Annotated in this window: 3 protein-coding genes and 1 tRNA gene; 2 read left to right on the top strand and 2 right to left on the bottom strand. The window is 72.6% G+C overall.

Annotated features, from left to right (window positions below; genetic code table 11):
* Positions 1–25: 25 nt before the first annotated feature.
* A tRNA-Pro gene (locus GTW67_RS10740) sits at positions 26–99 on the bottom strand.
* Between the two features lie 139 nt (positions 100–238).
* Between GTW67_RS10740 and GTW67_RS10735 the strand changes: the two genes are divergently transcribed.
* Together GTW67_RS10735 and GTW67_RS10730 are read left to right on the top strand one after the other, a co-directional pair.
* Entirely contained in the window at positions 239–1,198 is a 960-nt protein-coding gene (locus tag GTW67_RS10735; protein WP_161164571.1) for a bile acid:sodium symporter, read from the top strand.
* A 105-nt stretch (positions 1,199–1,303) separates the two neighbouring features.
* Positions 1,304–1,627, top strand: coding sequence for a hypothetical protein (locus GTW67_RS10730; RefSeq protein ID WP_161164570.1), 324 nt, complete (start codon positions 1,304–1,306; stop codon positions 1,625–1,627).
* A gap of 49 nt (positions 1,628–1,676) precedes the next feature.
* Here GTW67_RS10730 and GTW67_RS10725 read toward each other — a convergent pair whose 3' ends face one another.
* Positions 1,677–2,996, bottom strand: a complete 1,320-nt coding sequence (locus GTW67_RS10725) for an MFS transporter (RefSeq protein ID WP_161164569.1) — start codon at positions 2,994–2,996, stop codon at positions 1,677–1,679.
* Positions 2,997–3,007: the final 11 nt, after the last annotated feature.

Here is a 3,007-nt window from a genome sequence, read left to right as displayed (position 1 = left end):
ACCCATCTGATCTACTTCTTCACCGTCGGGACGACAGGATTTGAACCTGCGACCCCTTGACCCCCAGTCAAGTGCGCTACCAAGCTGCGCCACGTCCCGGTGTGCGTCGCACGGGTCGCGAGTGGGCGGTTTCCGTGTGATCACGCAGGTCAAACCCTACCCCATCCGCGCACCGCTCTGATGATCACATCGCGAGACGGCATTGCGCCGTGCCCGCCGACGGGCGTTACCTCGCACGGTGCGTACCGAACGACCCGAACATGTCAGCGACGACGTCACCGGCGACCGCTCCGCGCGCCGTGCCGTGACCGTCTTCCCCCTGCTCGTCCTCGCGGCCGGCGCCCTCGGCCTCCTGCTCCCGGGGAGTTTCACCGGGTGGGGCGAGGCGGTGCCGTATCTGCTGGGCGTGGTGATGTTCTGCATGGGCGTCACCATGACCCCGCAGGACTTCCGCGGCGTCGCCAAGCGCCCCTGGGCGGTGGCCCTCGGGCTGGTCGCGCACTACGTCATCATGCCGGGGCTCGGCTGGGCCATCGCCCATCTGCTGGACCTCTCGCCGCAGCTCGCCGCCGGCGTGATCCTGGTCGGCTGCGCGCCCAGCGGCACGGCCTCCAACGTGGTGACCTACCTGGCCCGGGGCGACGTGGCCCTCTCGGTCTCCGTCGCCACCGTCTCCACGCTCGTCGCCCCGCTGGTCACCCCGCCGCTGACGCTGCTGCTGGCCGGCGAGTACCTGCCGGTCGACGCCGGCTCCATGGTCACGGACATCCTCAAGACGGTGCTGCTGCCCATCCTCGCGGGCGTCGTCGTACGGCTGCTTGCGGGGCGGTATGTGCAGCGGGCGCTGCCCGCGCTGCCGTGGCTGTCCGCGCTGACCATCTCCGTGATCGTGGCCGTCGTCGTCGCGGGCAGCGCCGACGCCATCAGGTCGGCGGCCGGGATGGTGTTCCTCGCCGTCGTGCTGCACAACGGCCTCGGGCTGGCGCTCGGTTACGGCGCGGGGCGCCTCGGCCGGCTCGGCGAACCGGCGAGCCGCGCCATGGCCTTCGAGGTCGGCATGCAGAACTCCGGCCTCGCGGCCTCGCTGGCCACCGCCCACTTCAGCCCGCTGGCGGCACTGCCGGCCGCGGTCTTCTCCGTCTGGCACAACGTCTCCGGCTCCCTGACCGCCGCCTGGCTGTCCCGCCGGGGACGGTGACCCGGCCAGGCAGTACGGCACCGTCCCCGTGGAGGAAGGAACCGAGTTGGGCACCGTGCGTAACGCCTTACCCGTGCACGCCGTCGCCGACGGGACGCCCGGGTCGTGAGCGCCCGCCGGCGGATCGTCGTCGTCTGGGCGGGGCTGTGCCTGGCCGGCCTCGCCGCCACCGCCGCGCTCCGCGTCGATCCGTACGCGGACGGCGCCGGGTCACCCGGCGAGGAGCCGACGCCGACCGAGAGCTACGCCGTCGTCTGCGAGGCGGTCGCCGACGACGTCGCCGAAGAGCGCCGGGCGGGCGGCGAGGGAGGCGGGCGGACCGCGCCTCTCCCCTCCCCCTCGCCCCAGATCGTCCAGAAGCTCACGATGACGGCGGTGCCCGAGGAGTGCGTGGACGAACTGGAGGCCCGCGGCCTGATGTCGCCCTGACCTCTTCCGCGCGCCCCCGGTACGCCGGGAGCGCGCCGGCCGGAGACGGTCAGTGGGCGGTCGCGAGCTGCTGTCCCGCGCCGTCGCCCGCGGGCCTCGTGCGCAGGGCCGCGATGCCGATGAAGACCATGGACGAGACACCGGCGAGCGCGAAGGCGGTGAAGCCCCAGTCGCCCCGGTCGGCGGCGAGCAGCTGGCCGCCCAGCCAGGGGCCGAAGACGGCGCCGAAACGGCCCATGCCGGACGTCCAGCCGACCGCCGTGGCGCGGTTGGCCGGGGCGGAGCCGAGGGAGACGGTCGCGTAGATCATGGTCTGGGCGCTGTTGAGGAACACGCCGGTGAGGAAGACGACCGCGAAGGTCAGCGCCAGCGGCATGTGGACGCTGAGCAGGAAGACGCCGCCGGCGGTCAGCGCGAACCAGATCGCGGAGATGCGTGGGGCGCCGAAGCGGTCCGAGGCGCGGCCGGCGACCAGCATGCCCACGATGCCGCCGAGGTTGAACAGCACGACGAAGGTCAGCGCGGAGCCGAGTTCGTAGCCCTCGCCGCGCATCAGGGTGGGCAGCCAGGTCGCGACGCCGTAGACGAGGAGCAGGCCGCCGAAGGAGGCCAGCCAGTACAGCAGGGTCTGGATCCACTCGCCGCCCCGGAAGAGGTGGGCGAGGTTGGCCCAGGCGGCGCCGGAGGTCTTGCCGGTGGCGGCGGGGAGTTCGGCGTCGTAGCGGGCGGCCAGGGTGCGGGCCTCCTCGGTGCGGCCCTTGGCGACGAGGAAGCTCAGCGACTCGGGCAGGAACGCGGCGAGGACGGGGACGAAGAGCAGCGGGACCACGCAGACCCAGAACGCGGCGCGCCAGCCGAACGGTTCGACGATCCACAGGGCGACGTAGGCGGAGAGGATGCCGCCGGCGTGGTGGGCGGTCATCAGCAGGCCGATGGTGAGGGCGGCGCGGGCGCGCGGGGCGTAGTCGGAGACCATGCTGATCGCGGTGGGCAGCAGGCCGCCGAGGCCGACTCCGGCCAGGGTGCGGCCCAGGCCGAAGACGGCGACGCTGCCCGAGACCGCGCAGATGCCCGAGGCCAGGGAGAAGAGCGTGACGCAGGAGACCATCAGCTTCTTGCGCCCGATGCGGTCGGCGACCGTCCCCGCCGCGAGCGCGCCGACGAGCATGCCGAAGGTGGCGTAGCTGCCTAGGTCGCCGGCCTGGCCCGAGGTGATGCCGAGGGCCTTCTCCTGGAGCATGTGGGGCAGCACCGAGCCGTAGATGAACATGTCCAGGCCGTCGAAGAGCACGGCCAGCCAGCACAGGCCTACGACCAGCAGGGCCAGTCTGCTGCCGCGGGCGGACAGCGCGGGTGAGGAGGAGGACATCGTTGTTTCCT

Source organism: Streptomyces sp. SID5910 (assembly GCF_009862125.1).
GTDB lineage: Bacteria > Actinomycetota > Actinomycetes > Streptomycetales > Streptomycetaceae > Streptomyces.
This window is presented reverse-complemented; position numbering and strand designations above follow the sequence as displayed.